At 65.7% G+C, this 16,983-nt stretch carries 18 protein-coding genes; 10 read left to right on the top strand and 8 right to left on the bottom strand.

Annotated elements, in window-relative coordinates:
- Window positions 1-105: 105 nt before the first annotated feature.
- Together ACVOLQ_RS09040 and ubiH are read right to left on the bottom strand one after the other, a co-directional pair.
- Entirely contained in the window at window positions 106-1,284 is a 1,179-nt protein-coding gene (locus ACVOLQ_RS09040; protein WP_481527742.1) for a UbiH/UbiF family hydroxylase, read from the bottom strand.
- Complete coding sequence (gene ubiH / locus ACVOLQ_RS09035; RefSeq protein WP_481527741.1) at window positions 1,281-2,492, bottom strand: 2-octaprenyl-6-methoxyphenyl hydroxylase; 1,212 nt, start codon at window positions 2,490-2,492, stop codon at window positions 1,281-1,283. The genes ACVOLQ_RS09040 and ubiH overlap by 4 nt, the downstream gene beginning before the upstream one ends.
- A gap of 114 nt (window positions 2,493-2,606) precedes the next feature.
- On the opposite strand from ubiH, the gene ACVOLQ_RS09030 reads away from it, so the two are divergent.
- From ACVOLQ_RS09030 to ACVOLQ_RS08985, 10 genes are all read left to right on the top strand, one after another.
- Complete coding sequence (locus ACVOLQ_RS09030; RefSeq protein ID WP_313173448.1) at window positions 2,607-3,188, top strand: hypothetical protein; 582 nt, start codon at window positions 2,607-2,609, stop codon at window positions 3,186-3,188.
- Window positions 3,189-3,202: 14 nt separating this feature from the next.
- Window positions 3,203-3,757 (top strand): cob(I)yrinic acid a,c-diamide adenosyltransferase, encoded by a 555-nt coding sequence (locus ACVOLQ_RS09025; protein WP_293715297.1) that lies wholly within the window; start codon window positions 3,203-3,205, stop codon window positions 3,755-3,757.
- A 57-nt stretch (window positions 3,758-3,814) separates the two neighbouring features.
- The gene (locus tag ACVOLQ_RS09020; RefSeq protein ID WP_481527740.1) at window positions 3,815-4,738 is read left to right on the top strand and encodes a histone deacetylase family protein; all 924 of its coding nucleotides are present in this window, start codon (window positions 3,815-3,817) and stop codon (window positions 4,736-4,738) included.
- Between the two features lie 96 nt (window positions 4,739-4,834).
- The gene (lptD, locus tag ACVOLQ_RS09015) at window positions 4,835-7,267 is read left to right on the top strand and encodes an LPS-assembly protein LptD (RefSeq protein WP_481527739.1); all 2,433 of its coding nucleotides are present in this window, start codon (window positions 4,835-4,837) and stop codon (window positions 7,265-7,267) included.
- Window positions 7,264-8,622, top strand: coding sequence for a peptidylprolyl isomerase (locus tag ACVOLQ_RS09010; protein WP_481527738.1), 1,359 nt, complete (start codon window positions 7,264-7,266; stop codon window positions 8,620-8,622). The genes lptD and ACVOLQ_RS09010 overlap by 4 nt, the downstream gene beginning before the upstream one ends.
- A gap of 3 nt (window positions 8,623-8,625) precedes the next feature.
- Window positions 8,626-9,606 carry a 4-hydroxythreonine-4-phosphate dehydrogenase PdxA gene (pdxA, locus tag ACVOLQ_RS09005; RefSeq protein WP_481527737.1) on the top strand — a complete coding sequence of 327 codons (981 nt, stop codon included), beginning with the start codon at window positions 8,626-8,628 and terminating at the stop codon, window positions 9,604-9,606.
- On the top strand, window positions 9,603-10,409 hold the full coding sequence (gene rsmA, locus ACVOLQ_RS09000) for a 16S rRNA (adenine(1518)-N(6)/adenine(1519)-N(6))-dimethyltransferase RsmA (RefSeq protein ID WP_313173442.1): 807 nt from the start codon (window positions 9,603-9,605) through the stop codon (window positions 10,407-10,409). The genes pdxA and rsmA overlap by 4 nt, the downstream gene beginning before the upstream one ends.
- Before the next feature lie 49 nt (window positions 10,410-10,458).
- Entirely contained in the window at window positions 10,459-10,842 is a 384-nt protein-coding gene (gene apaG, locus ACVOLQ_RS08995; RefSeq protein ID WP_313173441.1) for a Co2+/Mg2+ efflux protein ApaG, read from the top strand.
- A complete protein-coding gene (locus tag ACVOLQ_RS08990; RefSeq protein ID WP_481527736.1) occupies window positions 10,842-11,891 on the top strand; it encodes a symmetrical bis(5'-nucleosyl)-tetraphosphatase in 1,050 nt (349 codons plus the stop codon). The genes apaG and ACVOLQ_RS08990 overlap by 1 nt, the downstream gene beginning before the upstream one ends.
- The gene (locus ACVOLQ_RS08985) at window positions 11,888-12,529 is read left to right on the top strand and encodes a DUF1287 domain-containing protein (RefSeq protein WP_481527735.1); all 642 of its coding nucleotides are present in this window, start codon (window positions 11,888-11,890) and stop codon (window positions 12,527-12,529) included. The genes ACVOLQ_RS08990 and ACVOLQ_RS08985 overlap by 4 nt, the downstream gene beginning before the upstream one ends.
- A gap of 213 nt (window positions 12,530-12,742) precedes the next feature.
- Here ACVOLQ_RS08985 and ACVOLQ_RS08980 read toward each other — a convergent pair whose 3' ends face one another.
- The 6 genes from ACVOLQ_RS08980 to ACVOLQ_RS08955 form a co-directional block, all read right to left on the bottom strand.
- Entirely contained in the window at window positions 12,743-13,234 is a 492-nt protein-coding gene (locus tag ACVOLQ_RS08980) for a dihydrofolate reductase (protein WP_313173438.1), read from the bottom strand.
- The gene (locus ACVOLQ_RS08975) at window positions 13,231-13,809 is read right to left on the bottom strand and encodes a hypothetical protein (RefSeq protein ID WP_481527734.1); all 579 of its coding nucleotides are present in this window, start codon (window positions 13,807-13,809) and stop codon (window positions 13,231-13,233) included. Before ACVOLQ_RS08975 ends, ACVOLQ_RS08980 begins: the two co-directional genes overlap by 4 nt.
- A gap of 23 nt (window positions 13,810-13,832) precedes the next feature.
- Window positions 13,833-14,627: a thymidylate synthase gene (locus ACVOLQ_RS08970; RefSeq protein WP_481527733.1), complete on the bottom strand. Its 795-nt coding sequence runs from the start codon at window positions 14,625-14,627 to the stop codon at window positions 13,833-13,835.
- Window positions 14,624-15,532: a prolipoprotein diacylglyceryl transferase gene (gene lgt, locus ACVOLQ_RS08965; RefSeq protein WP_313173435.1), complete on the bottom strand. Its 909-nt coding sequence runs from the start codon at window positions 15,530-15,532 to the stop codon at window positions 14,624-14,626. The genes ACVOLQ_RS08970 and lgt overlap by 4 nt, the downstream gene beginning before the upstream one ends.
- Window positions 15,533-15,598: 66 nt before the next feature.
- On the bottom strand, window positions 15,599-16,090 hold the full coding sequence (locus ACVOLQ_RS08960) for a TPM domain-containing protein (protein ID WP_313173434.1): 492 nt from the start codon (window positions 16,088-16,090) through the stop codon (window positions 15,599-15,601).
- The gene (locus ACVOLQ_RS08955) at window positions 16,090-16,983 is read right to left on the bottom strand and encodes a TPM domain-containing protein (RefSeq protein WP_481527732.1); all 894 of its coding nucleotides are present in this window, start codon (window positions 16,981-16,983) and stop codon (window positions 16,090-16,092) included. The genes ACVOLQ_RS08960 and ACVOLQ_RS08955 overlap by 1 nt, the downstream gene beginning before the upstream one ends.

Raw genomic sequence — 16,983 nt, 5'->3', positions numbered from 1 at the left:
ATGCTCGGCTGGGCATTACCGATAGAACCTCTGCCGAGCATGGCTCGGCACTACAGTGGCATTGCTGGTAACGCCTCTGCCGAGCATGGCTCGGCACTACATTGCCTACAGGCCGGAGGCGCGCTTCCAGAACATGGACATCAATGGCGGCATTTTTCCCGCCAGGCCCAATAGCGCACCGCGTGCCAGGGTCAGGTGCATCTCATCGTTGGAGAACACCTTGTTGATCGCATCGAAGCTGTAAGCGGCCACCGTGTTCTCGCTGCGCCGGGTACGCGCCCAGCGCTGCAGGCGATGTGGCGAGCTCCAGTCCTGCCGACGCTGCCTGGCTTCGCGCACAAGATCACGCAGGCCGGCGACATCACGCAGCCCCAGGTTCACGCCCTGCCCGGCCAGTGGATGCACCACGTGCGCGGCATCGCCCAGGGTCAACACGCGCCCAGCCACATAGGCGCTGGCCAACTGCCGGCGCAGCGGGAACGCCGCGCGCGCCGACACCAAACGCATCTCACCCAAACGCCCGGCAAAGGCATTGGTCAGCTCGCGATTGAAGCTGTCCTCATCCAGAGCGAGCACCCGTTCGGCTTCGGCATCCGGCAAGGTCCAGACAATGGAGCTACGGTGGCGGTCGAACGGCAGCACCGCCAGTGGGCCGGTGTCGAGGAAACGCTGCCAGGCGGTGTCCTCGTTCGGCAGCGCACTATCCACGTAGGCAACCACGCCGCGCTGGCCATAGTCGTGGCGGCTGACCTCCAACCCTGCCAGCGTGCGCAGGGTGGATTCGGCGCCATCGGCGGCAATGGCGATCGTCGCTTCGATGCGGCGGCCATCGTCCAGGCGTAGGCGCACGCCCTGCGCATCCTGCTCCATCGCCCCCACCCGTGCCGGGCAATACAGCTGCACGCCCGCCGCCGGCAGCGCCGCCCACAGGCGGTCCACCAGCAGGCCGTTCTCGACGATCCAGCCCAGTTCGCGGCGGCCCAGGGTGTCGGCATCGAAGGTCAGGTCACCGCCACCGGCGGCGTCCCAGACCCGCATGCGTCGATAGGCGCGTGCACGGGTCTGGTCCACCTGCTTCCACACGCCCAGCGATTCCAGCAGGGCGGCATTGTCAGCGGCAAAGGCGAACACGCGCAGGTCCGGCTTCAGCGCTGACCACGGCGGCGGCTCGCGGCCTTCTATCAATGCCACCTGCAGGCCTTCCTGGGCCAGCGCCAGCGCACAGGCCGCGCCGACCACGCCGCCACCCACGATCACCGCATCCCATTGTCCGCGCCGGCTCATCGCACTTCGCTCCTGCACAGCTCGGGCACCTGGCCACGGAAGCCCATCGCCCCGCCCACCAGGAAGGACTGCACTGCGGAGGCCTGTGCTGCCGCGACCAGGCCCAGACTGCGCAGCGGCCGCATCAGCGCTGCCTCGTTGCTGGTCAAGCGCGCCAGGCCGTCGGAGAAGGCCAGAGTCTGCTCACGGTCGGGGCCACGGCGGGCCACATAGGCCTGCAACAGGGCATCGCTGCCCGGGTCCTGCGCGCCGTCCTCTATCAATTCGGCCAAGGTCAGCGCATCGCGCAACCCCAGGTTGAAGCCCTGCGCGCCCAAGGGGTGGATGGTCTGCGCGGCATTGCCCAGCAACAGCGCGCGCTCGCCCACCAGTTGCTGCGCCAGCACCTGGATCAGCGGGTAGGCGCTGCGCGGGCCGCTTTCCAGCAGGCGCCCGGCACGCCAGCCCACCGCATCCTGCAGCCGCGCCAGCCATGCCGCCTCGTCCAGCGCCATTACCGCATCGGCCTGGGCGCGGGCCACGCCGTGGACCACACCGTAATGGCGGTCGCCACGCGGCAGCAGCGCGGTCGGGCCGGTATCGGTGAAGCGCTCATAGGCAGTGCCGTCCGGCGCCTTGGCCGCGCGCAGCCGCGCCACGAACAGGGTCTGCTCGTAATCGTGTTCGCTGACCGCGATGCCCATCGCCTGCCGCACCGCGCTGCGGGTGCCGTCGGCCCCCACCACCAGCCGCGCCTGCAGCTGCTGCTCGCCAGACGCATCGCCGATGACCAGTTGGCGACGGCCATCGTTGCTGTCCCCCAGGCCAAGGAAGCGCGCCGGGCGGTAGCGGGTCAGGTGCTGCAGTTCACCCAGCCGGGCTTCCAGCGCCTCACCAAAGTCGCGCGCCACCACCACCTGGCCGAAGGCCTCGCGGCCATAGTCGCTGGCCTGCATCACCACCCGGCCGAAATCGCCGGCGCGGCTGACATGGATGCGGCGGATCGGGCCACCCGGATTGGCCAGCTTCTGCATAACCCCCAGCGCGGTCAGGGCGTTGACCGTAGCTGCGGCAAAGCTGAGGTTGCGCTGGTCGAACACCGCCGGCATGGTGCCGGCCGGGGTCGCCTCGACCAGGCCAACGTCCAGTCCCAGCCTGTCCAGTGCGATGGCCAGGCTGGCACCGACCAGCCCGCCACCGACGATCACTACGTCATGGTTCTTGCTCATGGGCCAATGATACGGGGGATCACTGGCACGGCTACGCCAGTCTTGCCGCAGCGCAACCGCCGGTTCACCCCCACTACGGCTAGAATGGCCGTCTGATTAACGGAAACCGCCACCATGACCGCCAACGTCCAACGCGCCATCATCCTGTCCCTGCTCGTGCTGCTGATGGCCGGCACCCGCCTCAACCACTTCGCGCCGGTGCCGGATGCGTCCTGGGCGGTGTTCTTCATCGGTGGTTTCTACCTGCGCAACTGGACCCGCTGGGCCTTCCCCTTGCTGATGGGTCTGGCCGTGGTGGTTGACTGGGTGGTGATCTCCAACCAGGGCATGAGCTTCTGGCAGCACTACTGTGTCTCGGCCGCCTACTGGATGTTGATCCCGGCCTATTTCGCGATGTGGGCCGGCGGCATGCTGCTGCGTCGTTACTACACAGGCGCCAGCCTCAAGTCGCTGGGCCTGCTGGCCGCCAGCGTGATCGGTTCTGTCGCCCTGTGCCACCTGATCGCCCAGGGCAGCTTCTATTGGATCAGCGCCTCGGTGGCTGAGCCGAGCGTTGCCGGCTGGGCCAAGAACTACAGCGACTGGCTGCTGCCCTACATGCAGACCGCTGCCATGTACGTCGGTGCCGCCGCACTGGTGCAGCTTGCCGTTGAAGCTACCAGCAAGCAGCCGGCCGCCGGCCGCGTTGCCCACTAAGGGCGCGCCAGGCAATGGGTAACCGCCTCTCCAAGATCTACACCCGCACCGGTGACGATGGCAGCACCGGCCTGGGCGATGGCAGCCGCACCGGCAAGGATTCGCTGCGGGTCAACGCCTACGGCACCGTCGACGAGGCCAATTCGGCCATCGGCGTGCTGCTGGCGGTGGAGCTGCCACAGGACGTGCGCGATCTGCTGACCACCATCCAGCACCAGCTGTTCGACCTGGGCGGCGAGCTGTGCATCCCCGGCCATGCCGCCATCCACGCCGCCGACATCGACGCGCTGGAGCAGCACCTGGACCGCTACAACGACGACCTGCCGCCGCTGAAGGATTTCATCCTGCCGGCCGGGGGCGAAGGTGCTGCGCGCTGCCACCTCGCGCGTACCATCGTCCGTCGTGCCGAGCGTGAGACGGTCGCACTGGCGCGGGTCGAAGATATCCGCGCCGAGGCCGTGCGTTATCTGAACCGCCTCTCCGACCTGCTGTTCGTGCTGTCCCGCGTACTTGCCAGGGCCGGTGGCCATGGCGAAGTACTGTGGAACCACGAACGCCGTCACGGCTGATCCTCCCCTCCCATACGACGCCGCGCACCGCGCGGCGTCGCCGGTTACAGTGCGGCCATGCTGGTATTCACCCACCCCGCCTGCCTTGAACATGACCCCGGTATCGACCACCCCGAGTCGCCCGAGCGTCTGCACGCCGTCATTTCCGCCCTGCGCGCCGCGTTCCCGGACCAACTGGAATGGCGCAATGCCCCGCCCGCCAAGCTCGGCGAACTGGCCCGGGTGCATAGCCGCGAGCTGATCGATTCGGTGCTGCAGGTGCAGACCGCGCCGCTGCGGCGTATCGACCTGGACACCTTCAGTTCCCCCGGTTCGGCCAGCGCAGCCCTGCATGCAGCCGGTGCCGGCGTTGCAGCGGTCGACGCGGTGATGCTCGAGGACGGCAACACCCATGTGTTCTGTGCGGTACGCCCGCCCGGCCACCACGCGACCGCCGATACCGCGATGGGCTTCTGCCTGTTCAACAACATCGCCGTGGCCGCGGCCTACGCCCGCGACAAGTACGGCCTGGAGCGCATCGCCATCGTCGATTTCGACGTCCACCACGGCAACGGCACCCAGGCCATCTTCGAGGCCGACCCCAAGGTCGCCTACTACAGCACCCACCAATCCGGCCTGTTCCCGTTCTCGGGCAACATGCGCGAACGCGGGGTCGGCAACATCTGCAACATCCTGCTGCCGCCGGGCAGTGGCGGCTTCCGCTTCCGCAATACCTGGGCCGACGAGATGCTGCCGCAGATCGAGGCATTCCGGCCACAGCTGCTGTTCATCTCGGCCGGTTTCGACGCCCATATGCGTGACCCGCAAGCCGACCTGATGGTCGAGACCGAGGACTTCGGCTGGCTGACCGCCGAACTGGTCAGGCTCGCCGAGCGCCACGGCAGCGGCCGCGTGGTGTCGATGCTGGAGGGGGGCTACGACCTGCAGGCGCTGCGCGAATGCAGCGTGGCCCACGTCGAGGAACTGCTCGCAAGCCGTTGATGGATGAACCCTGCCCGGCCCATCCGGCAGCCTTTCATTGCCCCCATGCAGGCGATGCGGCAAGCTAGCGACCGTTTTCCCCCGAATGCGAACCGCGTGCGCCGAGCTCTCCGCCTGCTTCCCCTGCCCTTGGGCATTGCCATCTGCCTGCCCGCCTGGGCCGACGAGAAGCCGGTGAACTGGGGCCTGTGCCCGGCCACCGACACCTTGCCGGCCTTCGACGAAGCGCCGCCGGTCGACCCGGCTGCCGCAGCCAACCGCGAGCAGCTGCCGACCGATATCGAAGGCAACGAGCTGACCGGCACCAGCACCGTGCCGCAGTACCAGGGCAATGTGCTGCTCAAGCGTGGCGACCAGTTCATGGGCGCCGACAGCCTGCGCATGGACACCGAAACCGGCAACTACATTGCCGAAGGCAATGTCCGTTATTCGGATTCGTCGATCCGGATGGTCGCCGAGCGCGCCGAAGGCAACCAGGAAACGGATTCACACAAGATCAGCGATATCCGTTACCAGCTGGTTTCCCGCCGCGGCAATGGCTCGGCCGACTCGGTCGACCTGCAGGGCTCGACCGGGCAGATGCACCATTCCAGCTACACCACCTGCGATCCCTCGCAGCCCGTGTGGAAACTGGTGGCACCGCAGATCGATGTCGACAACGAAGAAGGCTTTGGCACCGCCCGCAATGCGGTATTGCGCATCGGCAAGGTGCCGGTGCTGTACGCGCCCTACTTCAAGTTCCCGATCGACGACCGCCGCATGACCGGCCTGCTCTATCCCAAGATCAGCATGTCCGGGCGCAACGGCGTTGATTACGCGCAGCCGATCTACTTCAATCTGGCGCCCAACTACGACGACACCCTGACCCCGCGCTACATGAGCAGGCGCGGGCTCATGCTCGACAACGAATTCCGCTATCTGTATTCCGGTGGCCGCGGCCAACTGGATACCGCGTATCTGCCCAACGACTCGCTGCGTGACCGCGACCGTGGCACCGTGGCCTTCAACGGCTACCACAACGTCAACAGGCACTGGCAGGCCCGCGCCAATATGGCCTGGGTCAGCGATGAGCGCTACGTCGAGGACTTTGCCAACCGCCTGAACGGCATCACCGCCTCCAATCTGCAGAGCACCGCAGGCCTGTACGGCACCGGCCGCGCATGGACCGCCGGCATCATGGCCGACGAGTGGCAGCTGACCGACTACACGCTGACCGAATCCTCCCTGCCCTACAGCCGCCAACCGCGCCTGTTCGCCACCTGGGACGAGAGCTTCGGCCGCTGGTTCGAGGCGGGCGTGTATGCCGAAGCAGTACGCTTCACCCACGACGACATCCACTTCAAGAATGGCGCCGACCAGGACTACACCCGCAATGGGCTGTCCAGGGCCATGCCTGGCGGTTCCCGCCTCGACATCAAGCCTTACGTGTCGATGCCGTTGGGCGGCGCTGCCTGGTACATCACCCCTACCCTGGCCTGGCGCTATACCGCCTATGACCTGGAGCGTGGCCTGGCCGATGACATCCGCGCCCAGCAGTTGCGCGCAGCCGGCATCGACCCGGCCACCGCCACCCCGGAGCAGCGCCGCGGCAACACCTCGCCCAACCGCAGCATGCCCATCACCAGCATCGACATGGGCCTGTTCTTCGACCGTGAGACCACGCTGGGCGGCAAGTCCTATCTGCATACGCTGGAACCGCGGCTGTTCTACCTGAACACGCCCTACCGCGACCAGTCGGACCTGCCGCTGTTCGACACCCGCGCCTTCACCTTCAGCTGGGGCCAGCTGTTCCGCGATTCGCGCTTCACCGGCGCCGACCGCCAGAACGATGCCAACCAGCTGACCACGGCGCTGACCACGCGCCTGATCCGGCAGGCCGATGGCCGCGAGAAGCTGTCGGCCAGCATTGGCCAGATCAGCTATTTCGACGACTCCATGGTCACCGTCAACCCCGGTGACCCGGTGGTGAGCGAAAGCAAGTCCGCCTGGGTCGCCGACGTCAACTGGGCGCTGACCGACCGCTGGACCCTCGGCAGCACCTACCAGTGGAATCCCAAGTTCCGCAAGGAAGACCTGGCCAGCGTGCGCGCACGCTACCTGCTGCCCGACGACGGCGTGATCAACCTGAGCTACCGCTACCGCGGCAACCCGACCACCGGCCAGGAACAGCTCAAGCAGGCGGATTTCTCCTTCCTGTACCCGATCAACCCGCGCTGGAGCATCGTCGGCCGCTATTACTACTCCATGCTCGACAGCAAGCCGCTGGAAATCATCGGTGGCGTGCAATGGGACAGTTGCTGCCTGGCCGTGCGTGCGCTGGCCCGCCGCTACGTCAGAAACCGCGAGGGTGACCTCAACAATTCGTTCCAGATCGAGTTCGTGCTCAAGGGCCTGAGCTCGGTCGGACAGGACACGGACCGCACCTTGCGCCGTGCTATTCTCGGCTACAACCGAGACGACCTCTACCTCGTTCCGCCGAGCAATATCGAAGCGAACGACGACGACTACGATCCCAACCAGATTCCATGACCAAGACCCTTCCTGCAGTCCTCGCCACCTTGCTGGCGTTCTCCGGCGTTGCCGCCCCGGCTGTTGCACAGCAGACGCAGCCGCTGGATCGCATTGCCGCCATCGTCGACGAGGGCGTGATCCTGCAGAGCGAACTGCAGCGTGCGGTTGCCAACATCAAGGGACAGTACGCCGGGCGCGAAGCCCAGCTGCCGCCCGAGTCGGTACTGGAGCGCCAGGTGCTGGAACGCCTGGTACTGGTCAAGCTGCAGGTGGCCCGCGCCGAAGGCAGCGGCATCCGCGTCAGCGACGAAGAGCTCAACCACGCCATCGGCAGCATTGCCCAGCAGAACGGCACCACCGTTGACGGTCTGCGCCAGCGCCTGAGCCAGGACGGCATCGGCTTCCAGGACTTCCGCAATTCGGTGCGCGAGGAAATCATCACCCAGCGCCTGCGCCAGAGCTTTGCGCAGAGCCGCATCAGCGTCAGCGAAGGCGAAGTGGATGCCGCGCTGGCCCAGCAGAATGCCGGTGGCGCCCAGTTCCACCTGGCGCACATCCTGATCGCCCTGCCTGAGGGCGCCACGGCCGAGCAGATTGCCACCGGCCAGAGCAAGGTCGACGGCGTCAAGGGCCTGCTCGACAAGGGTGAACTGGATTTCGCGGCGGCGGCCGTACGCTATTCGGACAGCCCCAACGCCTTGGAAGGCGGTGACCTGGGCTGGCGCAGCGTCGACGAAATCCCCAACGCCTTTGCCAACCAGATCAAGAACATGAAGGCCGGCGACGTGCTGGGCCCGATCCGCGGCCCGAGCGGCTTCCAGCTGCTCAAGCTGGTGGAAACGCGTGACGCCAACGCTGGCGACAGTGGCCAGAAGGTCACCGAATACCATGCCCGTCACATCCTGGTGCGCGTCACCGACCAGGTCGACGACGCTGCTGCCAAGGCCAAGATCGAGACCCTGCGTGCACGCATCGCGGGCGGCGCCGACTTCCAGACCGTGGCCAAGGAGTCGTCCGACGACGCCAACAGCCGTGGCCAGGGCGGTGACCTGGGCTGGTTCCCGGCCGATGCGTTTGGCCCGGACTTCGGCAAGCAGGTCGAAAGCCTGGCCGACAACGGCGTGGGCACTCCGTTCCGCACCGATGCCGGCTGGCATATCGTGCAGCGCGTAGGCAGCCGCCAGACCGACGTCAGCGACAACAACAAGCGCGCCCAGATCCGTGAGCAGATCGGCCGTCGCAAGTTGGACGACGAGTACAACCGGTTCCTGCAGGAGCTGCGCGGCGAAGCCTATGTCAGCTTCCGCAGCGGCGACCGTGCCGAGGGCAATGCCGATACGGCAACCACGCCCGCAGAACCTGCCAAGCCCTGACCGATGATTCCCCAGCTCGCTCTGGTTCCGGGCGAGCCCTCCGGGATCGGCCCGGAACTTTGCATCCGCCTTGCCCAACAGCCGCGCAGTGACTGCCGGCTGTTGGCGTTTGCGGACCCGGATACCCTGCAGGCCGCCGCCCGCGCGCTGAACCTGCCATTGCAGTTGCTGCCCGAACACGCCGACGCCCAGCGCCCCGGCGACCTGCGCCTGCGCGAAGTCCGCAACGCCACCCCCTCGCAGTTCGGCCAGGCCGACCCGCGCAATGCACGTGCGGTGATCGACGCCCTGCTCGGCGCCGGCCAGGCCTGCCTGGACGGCAGCCTCGACGGCGTGGTCACCGGCCCGGTGCACAAGGCGGTGATCAACCTGGGCGGCATCGCCTATAGCGGCACCACCGAGCTGCTGGCCCAACAGGCCGGTGTGGAGGTGGTGATGATGCTGGCCAACGACATCGTGCGCGTGGCCCTGGCCACCACCCACCTGCCGCTGCGCGACGTCGCCGACGCCATCAGCGCCGACAGCCTGAGCAGGGTCATCCGTACCACCCACGCCGCCCTGCGCCGCGACTTCGGCCTGGCTGCACCACGCATCGCCGTGCTCGGCCTGAACCCGCATGCCGGCGAAGACGGTCACCTGGGCCGTGAGGAGCTGGACCTGATCATCCCGCTGCTGGAACAGCTGCGTGCTGAAGGCATGCAGCTGATCGGTCCGCTGCCGGCCGATACCGCCTTCCTGCCGGCCAAATTGGCCGGTTTCGACACGGTGCTGGCGATGTACCACGACCAGGGCCTGCCGGTGCTCAAGTACAGCGGCTTCGAGCAGGCCACCAACATCACCCTGGGCCTGCCCTACCCGCGCGTGGCGGTCGACCATGGCACCGCCCTGGACCTCGCCGGCAAGGGCGTGGCCGATCCCTCCAGCCTGTTTGCCGCCACCGAGCTGTGCGCCCGGCTGGCTGCACAACGTAAAATCACCGCATGAATTCAGATCACTCCCCGCGCAGCGGCTTCACTGCCCCGGCCAAGAAACAGCTGGGCCAGCACTTCCTGGCGGACAAGTATTACGTCGAGAAGATCGTCATGGCGGTCGACCCGAAGGACGGCGACCGCCTGGTCGAGATCGGCCCGGGCCAGGGCGCGATCACCTTCCCGCTGCTGCGCCGCCACCCCAGGCTGACCGTCATCGAGTTCGACCGTGACCTGATCGTGCCCTTGACCGAGGCCGCCGCGCCGCTGGGCGAGCTGACCATCGTCCACAGCGACGTGCTGCGGGTCGATTTCACCGAACTGGCTGCAGGCGACAAGATCCGCCTGGTCGGCAACCTGCCCTACAACATTTCCTCGCCCATCCTGTTCCACGCGCTGGACCACGCTGCGGCGATCTCGGACATGACCTTCATGCTGCAGAAGGAAGTGGTCGACCGCATGGCGGCCGGCCCCGGCAGCAAGGTCTACGGCCGCCTGAGCGTGATGCTGCAGGCGTTCTGCGAGGTCAGGTCGCTGTTCGTGGTGCCGCCGGGCGCGTTCCGGCCGCCACCGAAGGTGGATTCGGCCGTGGTCCGGCTGCTGCCGCGCGATCCGGCCACGGTCGGCATCAACGACCGCAAACGCTTTGCCGACGTGGTCCGCGCCGCCTTCGGCCAGCGCCGCAAAACCCTGCGCAACGCCCTCAACGGGGTCATCGACCAGGCCCAGTTCGAAGCCGCCGGCGTGCGCAGCGATGCCCGCGCCGAGCAGCTGGAAGTTGCCGATTTCATCAGGCTTGCCAACCTGCCGCACGAATAAGCGCTGCATACACGCAAACCGATCACCTGCTTTTGCTTACACTCCTCCCATGGAAGACAACCGCCACTACGCGATCGAGATCGAGGTCTCGCCTCGTTTCATCGACGACCAGTCGGCCCCTGAAGACGGCCGCTTTGCGTTCGCCTACACGATCCGCATCCACAACCGTGGCACCGTCCCGGCCCGCCTGATCAGCCGCCACTGGCGCATCACCGACGGCGAAGGCCGGGTCGAGCATGTCGATGGTGAGGGCGTGGTCGGCGAGCAACCGCGCCTGCGCCCCGGCGAGGAGTTCCGCTACACCTCCGGGGTGATGCTGGGCACCGAGCACGGCACCATGCAGGGTCATTACGACATGCTGGCCGACGACGGCACCGAATTCGCCGCGACGATCGCGCCGTTCGTGCTTGCCATTCCCAGGACGCTGCACTGATGGCGACCTGGGCAATCGGCGATCTGCAGGGCTGTTACGACGTCACCCAGCGTTTGCTGGAAAAGATCAACTTCGACCCGGCCGCAGACAAACTGTGGTTCGCTGGAGACCTGGTCAACCGCGGCGGCCAGTCGCTGGAAACCCTGCGGCTTGTGCATTCACTGCGCGAGCACAGTGTCACCGTGCTCGGCAACCACGATCTGTCCCTGCTGGCCATTGGCGCCCGCAGTGAAGAGGAGCAGCGCAAGGTCAACCCGGACCTGCAACGCATCGTGTTGGCCGAGGACCGCGACGTGCTGTTGGACTGGCTGCGCATGCAGAAGCTGGCGCACGTGGACCGTGAGCTGGGCTGGATGATGTTCCACGCCGGGCTGGCGCCGAAATGGACCGTGGCATTGGCCGAAAAGCACGCGCGCGAAGTCGAGCAGCAGCTGCATGGCAATGGCTACCGCAAGCTGTTTCGCAACATGTACGGCGACAAGCCGGCGTGGTCGCCGGGCCTGAGCGGCTACGACCGCTCGCGCGCCATCATCAACATCTTCACCCGCATGCGTTACTGCACGCCAAGCGGGCGCATCGGCATGGAAGACAAGGGCACGCCGGGTACCCAGCCGCAGGGCATGTACCCCTGGTTTGAAGTGCCCGGGCGGGTCGAGCGTGAGCTGAAGATGGTCTGCGGCCATTGGTCGGCGCTGGGCCTGACCATCACCCAGGGCGTGCATGCCATCGATACCGGTGCGGTCTGGGGTGGCAAGCTCACCGCACTGCAGCTGGACAGCGAAGACCTGCGCGTCGTGCAGGTGCCGGGCCGTGACGTGCCGGCCGCGGTGCCCGGCCAGCATCCGCCGCGCAAGCCGCGCGTGGAGGCCAAGCCGGAAGCCAAACCCGAAGCCAAATCCGAAACGCGCAGCGAAGCGCCCCGCCCCGAGCGCAGCGGTGAACAGCGCCGCCGGCCGCGCCGCCATCGTCCGCGTGGGCGCAACGGCAATGGCAACAACAACGGCAGCAACAGCACGCCTGCGCCAGACAACAACGGACCGGCTGCATGAGGCCTTGGCCATCAGCGTTGGTGCTGATGGTCATCGCAGTGCTTGCCGGCTGTCGTCCGCAGACGGATGACACGCAGACCAGCCCGCCGTCGCAGGCAGCAACCGAATCCACGCCTGCTGCAACTTCGCCCCCGCTGGTGGCAGCTGCACGAGCGCAGATCGGTGTCACCACCCGCTACGATCCGGCCTATTTTTCCCTCGGCTATCCCGGTGGCGATCCGCCGCTGGATCGCGGTGTCTGCACCGATGTGGTGATCCGCGCCCTGCGCACGCAAGGTGTTGACCTGCAGCAGCGCATCAACGAGGACATGCGCGGGGATTTCCCCGCCTATCCGTCGCTATGGGGACTGTCGCGACCGGATCGGAACATCGACCACCGCCGCGTGCCCAACCAGATGCGCTGGTTCCAGCGCCAGGGCTGGGAGCTACCGATAACTACCCTCGCCGATGACTACGCCGCCGGCGACATCGTTGCGTGGAAGCTCAATGGCAACGGGCTACTGCACGTAGGCATCGTTTCTGACCGGCGGCTGGATGATGGCACCCCGCTGGTGCTGCACAACATCGCACAGGGCACGCAGGAGCAGGATCTGTTGTTCCGGCACACGATCATCGGGCATTACCGGATGCCGGGGTGATGGGCTCTCTTGCGAGGCTCTGGAAGCCTTGTGCAAAGGGCAAAGAGCTACCCCTCCCCAACCCTCCCCTTGGCTGCGCCAAAGGGAGGGAGCTGATCTCGCCGGCTGCACCATTTCGCGCAGCCAAGGCTGTTACCCCCTCCCTTTGGCATAGCCAAGGGGAGGGTGGGGAGGGGTAGCTTCGTAGCCTTTAGCTGTTGACCTCAAAACAACTCAGCACCGCACGTAATGCACGAACCGGAATGCAAACGCATGCCGCTCATCCGCGGCATGCGCCAGGTTCTCCACCTCCCGCCACAGCGCCGGATCCACGTCCGGAAAATGCGTATCGGCGTTCACTTCGGTATCCACCCAGGTCAGGTGCAGATCGGTGGCCTGATCCAGCAACAGCCGATAGATCTCACCACCACCAATCACGCACAACTCGTCGGCACCCTCGCCCGCCGCAATCGCCCGCGCCTCATCCAACGAAGCCACCGCACGCATGCCGGCAAACGGCACCTGGCCACTGCGGGTCAACACCAGATTGGTCCGCCCCGGCAGCGCACGACCCAGCGATTCGGCGGTCTTGCGCCCCATCAGGATCGGCTTGCCCAAGGTCAGCGCCTTGAAGTGCTTGAAGTCATCCGGCAGATGCCAGGGCATCGCGTTGTCATGGCCAATGCCATGATTGCGATCCAGTGCAGCGATCATGGAAAGCTTCACAATTCCACCTCAGACGAAGCCAAATGGGTTCTGCAGGTTTCAACAACCTGCTTGAACTCGGCGCTCGCCGGCGTATCCATGATCTGAAGATAGCCGGGCTTGGCCACTTCCATCTGCGCGTCCACCAATCCCGCCATGCGCTCGGCCAACCCCTTGTGGTTGACCACAAGATACGTGGCCAACACCAGGTTGCCACCATCCATTGCGGTGATGACCAGGAGCCTTTCAGCCGCTGTCAGTTGCTCCTGCAATGCCGAATTGATCCCGGCTTCCAACGCCTTGCCGTCCACCATTTCTTGTGCCCATGGACGTAGTTGGCCTTGCATGAGCTCATTCAACGCCGGCCGGATCTGAACACATTGATCCTCCCATCCTGGCGGGGCATACGCCAACGAAGCGACTTCCACTTCGCCCAGCAGTTCTTCCACCAATGACTTCTGCAGAACCGGCTTGATGAGCTGCACGAAGATGGCTGAGTTTTGTTCGGAAGGTGTCTGCTTGGCCAATTTTTTGGCCAACGCCGGCGCCTGTACCGCAACCACCAGAACTGCAAAGAGCAATGCGATCCGTCGCATGGCAGATCTCCCTTGCTGAAACATCACACCGCCACCGGCGCCTTGATTGCCGGATGTGGGTCGTAGCCGTCGATGCGGATGTCGTCGAACTGGAAGCCGAACAGGTCGGTCACCGCCGGGTTCAACCACAGCGTGGGCAGCGCGCGCGGTTCGCGCGACAGCTGCTCGCGTGCCTGCTCGTAGTGGTTGGAATAAATGTGCGCGTCGCCCAGCGTGTGCACGAAATCGCCGACGCCCAGTCCGGTCGCCTGCGCCACCATATGCGTCAGCAAGGCATAGCTGGCGATGTTGAACGGTACGCCGAGAAAGATGTCGCCGCTGCGCTGGTACAGCTGGCAGCTGAGCTTGCCGTCCACCACATAGAACTGGAACAGGTTATGGCAGGGCATCAGCGCCATCTGCGACAACTCGCCCACGTTCCAGGCGCTGACCACCAGCCTGCGCGAATCCGGATTGCGCTTGATCTCGTCCACCAGCCATTGCATCTGGTCGATCTCGCGGCCATCGGCGGTGGCCCAGCTGCGCCACTGCTTGCCGTAGACCGGGCCGAGGTCGCCGTTGGCATCAGCCCATTCGTCCCAGATGTTGACCTTGTTGTCCTTCAGGTAGCCGATATTGGTATCGCCCTTCAGGAACCACAGCAGCTCGTGGATGATCGAGCGCAGGTGCAGCTTCTTGGTGGTGACCAGCGGGAAGCCCTGGCTGAGATCGAAGCGCATCTGCCAGCCAAACACGCTGCGCGTGCCGGTGCCGGTGCGGTCGGACTTCTCGGTGCCGTGCTCCATCACATGCTGCAGCAGATCCAGATATTGCTTCATGCCTTCTTCTCTTCCAGTGGAAGCACCGGCTGCAACACCGGCGCGCGGCGCGACATTGCCAGCAACACCAGGCCCAGCACGATCAACGGCAGGCTCAGGATCTGGCCACGGGTCAACCAATCAAACGCGACGTACACGCCGTTGTCGGGCATGCGCACGAACTCGACCAGGAAGCGGAAACACCCATACAGCAGCGCGAACAAGCCGGACACGGCATAACGCGGGCGCGGTTTCATCGAGTAGAACCACAGCACCAGGAACATCACCAGACCTTCCAGCAGTGCTTCATACAACTGCGAGGGATGACGCGCGTACTGGGTGAGCAGGCCAGCGGCATAGTCCTGCTGGATCTGCGCAGCGGACAGCAGCTGCTCCATCGCCGGCAATCCGGCCGGAACGTCCTTCAGCGGCGAATGCGGGAAGATCACGCCCCAGCCGGCATTGGTGAACTTGCCGTACAGCTCGCCACCAATGAAGTTGCCCAGCCGACCAAAGCCCAGGCCCAGCGGCACCAGCGGTGCAACGAAGTCGATGGTGTCGAAAAAGTGCAGCTTGTGCTTGCGCGTCCACCACCAGCCGGCGATCAGTACGCCGAGCAGGCCACCATGGAAACTCATGCCACCTTCCCAGACCCGCAGCAGGATCAGCGGATTGGCGAGGAAGTCGGCGGTTGCGTAGAACAGCATGTAGCCGATGCGTCCGCCCAGCACCACGCCCAGCATCGCGTAGAACAGCAGGTCGGAGAATCCGTTCATGTCCACGCCCGGCAAGCGCCCGGCGAGGATGCGCGAGCGGCCCAGCCACCAGGCGGCGGCAAAGCCCAGCAGGTACATGACACCGTACCAGTGCACATCGATCGGACCCAGCGAGAAAGCGATGGGGTCTATGTCATGAAGAAAGAGCATGTGGGCACTGTCAGGCGAACCAGTCCCTATTCTCGGGGTAGCAGCCCTTGCCACTCAACCCATGGTTCAGCCGAACACCTGCGGGTGGTCAGGTAGCTCATTGCGCACACGCCCCGCCGGATCGGGCGGAAAGTGCGCCGACAGCAGCTGTGAGACCTCCGCCACCGCCGCCAGCACGGCTTCCTCGCGCGTATTTCCGTTCAGCTGCTCGCGCAGATGGTCGCAGATCAGCCGCCATTGCGCGGCATCCACCCGCGCCTGCAGGCCACGGTCGGCGACGATCTCGATGGCATGGTCGGCCAGCAGCAGATAGATCAACACGCCGTTATTGGCCTCGGTGTCCCAGGTACGCAGCAGCGCGAAGGCGTGCTCGGCACGGGCACGGGCGCTGGTGTTCTTCCACAACAGGGCAAGCGGCAGGTCGGACTCGACCGCGAACATCACCTGGCCGCTGTGCAGGCGCTCGCCGTCGGCAATGGCGTGGGCGATCCGGTCCAGGCTGGCCTCCGGGAATGCGGCATGCGCGGAGGGAGCAAAGAAATGTCGTAACCAGCGCATCACCAGCTCCCCGAGGCGCCACCGCCTCCCGAACGTCCACCCCCACCGCCCCAACCGCCACCACCGCCGAAGCCTCCACCGCCTCCGCCAAAGCCACCGCCACCACCGAAGCCGCCTCCGCCAGCATACCCACCGGAACTAGCATTCCCCAGCGAAATCAACACCGCAGCTACGGCAGCGACGCCACCACCAAGAAGAGACACCAGCATCCACGCAATGCCACCTGCAACCAGGCCTGACACGAAAACCCGCGCCAACCGCGATGACTTGAACATCAACACACGCATGACAAGCGACACCACCATGGCGATCGCAATTGCCACAAAGAAAATAAAGTCACCACTGGCGCCTCCATTCCGATCGCCGTGGTTGCTGCTGACCGGCGCCGGTAGTTCCTCGCCATCAATGATCTTGACCAGCACGCCGCTGGCGGCGGTGATGCCCCCTGCATAGTCGTTCTGGCGGAAATGCGGCACCAGGTATTCCTGGATCACCCGGTTGGCGATGGCGTCGGGAATGGCGCCTTCCAGTCCATAACCGGGCTCGATCCGCACCCGCCGGTCATCCTTGGCCACCAGCAGCAGCACGCCGTCATCCACGCCCTTGCGGCCAATCGCCCACTGGTCGAACACACGGGTGCTGTACTGGGCAATGTCCTCGGGCTGGGTGGTCGGCACGATCAGTACCTGCAGCTGTGCGCCCTTGCGCTGCTGCAGGGCAATAGCCTGCTGCTCCAGCGCCTGCTTCTGCGCCGCATCGAGGGTGCCGGTGGTATCGACCACTGGCGAGTCCAGCGGCGGGATCGGCGCCAGCTGCTGGGCCGACACCGGGCCTGCCCAGCCCAGGCCGAGCAGGCACAGCAGCAGGCCGAACCGTTGCAGCAACGCGCTCAT

Source organism: Stenotrophomonas sp. STEN031 (genome assembly GCF_056759975.1).
Note: the sequence above shows the minus strand (reverse complement) of the source record. Positions and strands in the feature narration are given on the sequence as shown.

What these genes read in the sequence shown, in the direction of transcription:
- ACVOLQ_RS09040 (WP_481527742.1), bottom strand. Translation starts at nt 1,284, where the DNA reads ATGAGCCGGCGCGGACAATGGGATGCGGTGATCGTGGGTGGCGGCGTG.
- ubiH (WP_481527741.1), bottom strand. Translation starts at nt 2,492, where the DNA reads ATGAGCAAGAACCATGACGTAGTGATCGTCGGTGGCGGGCTGGTCGGT.
- ACVOLQ_RS09030 (WP_313173448.1), top strand. Translation starts at nt 2,607, where the DNA reads ATGACCGCCAACGTCCAACGCGCCATCATCCTGTCCCTGCTCGTGCTG.
- ACVOLQ_RS09025 (WP_293715297.1), top strand. Translation starts at nt 3,203, where the DNA reads ATGGGTAACCGCCTCTCCAAGATCTACACCCGCACCGGTGACGATGGC.
- ACVOLQ_RS09020 (WP_481527740.1), top strand. Translation starts at nt 3,815, where the DNA reads ATGCTGGTATTCACCCACCCCGCCTGCCTTGAACATGACCCCGGTATC.
- ACVOLQ_RS09010 (WP_481527738.1), top strand. Translation starts at nt 7,264, where the DNA reads ATGACCAAGACCCTTCCTGCAGTCCTCGCCACCTTGCTGGCGTTCTCC.
- pdxA (WP_481527737.1), top strand. Translation starts at nt 8,626, where the DNA reads ATGATTCCCCAGCTCGCTCTGGTTCCGGGCGAGCCCTCCGGGATCGGC.
- rsmA (WP_313173442.1), top strand. Translation starts at nt 9,603, where the DNA reads ATGAATTCAGATCACTCCCCGCGCAGCGGCTTCACTGCCCCGGCCAAG.
- apaG (WP_313173441.1), top strand. Translation starts at nt 10,459, where the DNA reads ATGGAAGACAACCGCCACTACGCGATCGAGATCGAGGTCTCGCCTCGT.
- ACVOLQ_RS08990 (WP_481527736.1), top strand. Translation starts at nt 10,842, where the DNA reads ATGGCGACCTGGGCAATCGGCGATCTGCAGGGCTGTTACGACGTCACC.
- ACVOLQ_RS08985 (WP_481527735.1), top strand. Translation starts at nt 11,888, where the DNA reads ATGAGGCCTTGGCCATCAGCGTTGGTGCTGATGGTCATCGCAGTGCTT.
- ACVOLQ_RS08975 (WP_481527734.1), bottom strand. Translation starts at nt 13,809, where the DNA reads ATGCGACGGATCGCATTGCTCTTTGCAGTTCTGGTGGTTGCGGTACAG.
- ACVOLQ_RS08970 (WP_481527733.1), bottom strand. Translation starts at nt 14,627, where the DNA reads ATGAAGCAATATCTGGATCTGCTGCAGCATGTGATGGAGCACGGCACC.
- lgt (WP_313173435.1), bottom strand. Translation starts at nt 15,532, where the DNA reads ATGCTCTTTCTTCATGACATAGACCCCATCGCTTTCTCGCTGGGTCCG.
- ACVOLQ_RS08960 (WP_313173434.1), bottom strand. Translation starts at nt 16,090, where the DNA reads ATGCGCTGGTTACGACATTTCTTTGCTCCCTCCGCGCATGCCGCATTC.
- ACVOLQ_RS08955 (WP_481527732.1), bottom strand. Translation starts at nt 16,983, where the DNA reads ATGAGCGCGTTGCTGCAACGGTTCGGCCTGCTGCTGTGCCTGCTCGGC.